Origin of the sequence: Mesorhizobium sp. M7A.F.Ca.CA.002.04.1.1, assembly GCF_004022805.1 — a bacterium.
Classification (GTDB): Bacteria; Pseudomonadota; Alphaproteobacteria; order Rhizobiales; family Rhizobiaceae; genus Mesorhizobium; species Mesorhizobium ciceri.
The window spans coordinates 1-2,102 of record NZ_RZPL01000879.1; the positions used below are offsets into that span (position 1 = coordinate 1).

A 2,102-nucleotide genomic window follows, 5' to 3' on the forward strand; every position below is an offset into this window, starting at 1 on the left:
GCTGCTGCGGCTGGAGCGAGTGCGGTTCGAGCCCTATCGGCTGGTATCCGCAACTCCGACCGACCAAGAAACAGGCAGCCCCTTTGACCAGCAATCGTCGCGGAATGTCGGACGCATGTGCGATTTCATCGCCGAAAACTTCCTCTATGACATCGATTGCGTGAACATCGCCGCGGCCGCCGACATCCATCCCAAATACGCCATGAGCCTGTTCAAGAAATCCACCGGCATGACGCTCAATGAGTATGTGAACCTGTTGCGGCTGAGCTATGCGCAGGCGCTTTTGATGCATCAGGACGCCAATGTGCTGCGTGTCGCCATGGATTCGGGTTTCGGCTCGCTCAGCGCCTTCAACAAGTCGTTCCGCAAGCTCGCCGGCATGTCGCCTTCCGATTTTCGGCGCGGCGTGACCGGCGCCAGATAGGCGATGGCGACTTGCGGGCGCCCAGTGCCGCGAGCATTGCTGCGCCTCGACCGCCGGCTAAAAGACATGTCACGGCGTTTCAGCCTGCAATAACGACGCCGACCAGGGTGAAGAAGGCCAGATAGTGCCATGCCGTGCGCGATTCCGGCCCGCAAGCGGCATGGAAACCCGGGCGCCGCACGGCATCGCTTTTCCTGCCTGAAATCGCCACCTAGGCGCTGGACAGGCCGAATTCCCGTGCTATAACCCACGCGCTTTCAAGGGGCGCCCCACGGCGCCTCGATGAATTCCGGCCTGCGAGTTTTCGTTTGCCGGAACAGGCCCAGATAGCTCAGTTGGTAGAGCAGCGGACTGAAAATCCGCGTGTCGGTGGTTCGAATCCGCCTCTGGGCACCATCCCCTCCTGGTCCGTTCTGGGCACCCCCCGTCGCGTCGCCGCCTGCATCGCCAAGTGGAATCACTTTGCGCACATTGGCCCGCCGGCGGATTTAATTTGCTTGGCCACCCCTCAACCCTGGGGCAAACTGCCCGTTGGGGCTGCAGGAGGTGAAATGAGAGCACGCGCAGCAACGCTTGGGGATCTGGAGGATGTCTTTCGCGGTCTGTCCAAGCGAATGTCGGACGAATACGTCGCTGCCGGCAAGGACAGCAAGATCGCCTACGACAACCTTATGATGAATTTGAAGGAGGGCCGCGCGCACGCGCTTGTCGAGGGTGACAAGGCCGTGGCGATCATCGCCTGGCATGAGAACAGCGACGCCGCCGACACGCTGTTCGCCGCACGGGAGGACTTCTTCCGGGCCACGACCGTCCGTTTCTGCAAGCGGCATATCAGGCATATCCAGGCGCTCGCCGGCAACCTCGCCATCCATTCGCGCAGTTGGCTCCAGGGGCCGGATGTCGCAAGATGGTTCGGCGTCATCGGCTATGTCGAGCGCGGCCGGGAGAACGGCGCCACTTTGTTCGAGCTGCCGCCGGCTCGCATCGGCTAGGAAACCCTGGGCTGGTCAAGATCCCTTGCCGCAAACACCGCCACCCTCTCGCGATCGCCCGCACAGGTTCGTCGATGCGGGTCACCGTCTTCGGCTCCAGGATCCCTTGCTCGGCGGCCTTCTGAACTGCCTTAGCAAGCGGCTTGCGCCGGGCGCCGATTGGCGGGATGTTATGGGAGGGCAACCGGGGGGCAAACCGGCACGCCGAGACAGATATGGCTGCTGGAAATGTCACGAGCTTGCTTCGCCTTTCTTGCCTTTGTTGCCTTGGTGAGGCCGGTAGGGGCAGGCGAGTGGACGTCTCATCTGCTTGACCGCCCAAGCCTGGCAACCGCCTATTTTCGCCAAGCCGATCTTGTGACTGCATACGCGACCGCAATGGCGCGCTTCCGTCTGCAGCTCGCAGGGCGTGCCGGCGAAAACAACCTTGCGGTCCCTCTCGAACCACTGCTTTTGCGGGCGGAATTCCGTGCGCGGACATGGCGCTCGGCGGACGGCAGCCTGTTGCAAGGCTTCGCCGGCAAGGGCGGCTTCCGGCTGACTATCGGCAACTGCCTGGCGCGCATCTGCGCTGCCAGCGAATGCAGCGATGCCGGTTGGCCGGTTTACGCCTGCAGCGACGGAGGCAAGCGCAAGATGTCCGTCACGGATTTTGTGACGGCAAACTTCGGCGGCGTCTCCTACCG

General features: G+C 62.6%; 2 protein-coding genes, 1 tRNA gene and 1 pseudogene. All 4 read left to right on the forward strand.

The genetic code is table 11. The features are described 5' to 3' along the window. The coding region (locus tag ENZ75_RS29835; RefSeq protein ID WP_164888114.1) for an AraC family transcriptional regulator at positions 1-424 on the forward strand (424 nt) is incomplete at its 5' end. A gap of 320 nt (positions 425-744) precedes the next feature. Continuing rightward, a tRNA-Phe gene (locus ENZ75_RS29840) sits at positions 745-820 on the forward strand. Positions 821-975: 155 nt separating this feature from the next. Further along, entirely contained in the window at positions 976-1,416 is a 441-nt protein-coding gene (locus ENZ75_RS29845) for a hypothetical protein (protein ID WP_013533589.1), read from the forward strand. A gap of 378 nt (positions 1,417-1,794) precedes the next feature. Then, positions 1,795-2,102, forward strand: a pseudogene (locus ENZ75_RS29850) (hypothetical protein); the annotation flags it as partial.

Coding starts and splice junctions, on each gene's coding strand:
- ENZ75_RS29845 (WP_013533589.1), top strand. CDS start 976: ATGAGAGCACGCGCAGCAACGCTTGGGGATCTGGAGGATGTCTTTCGC.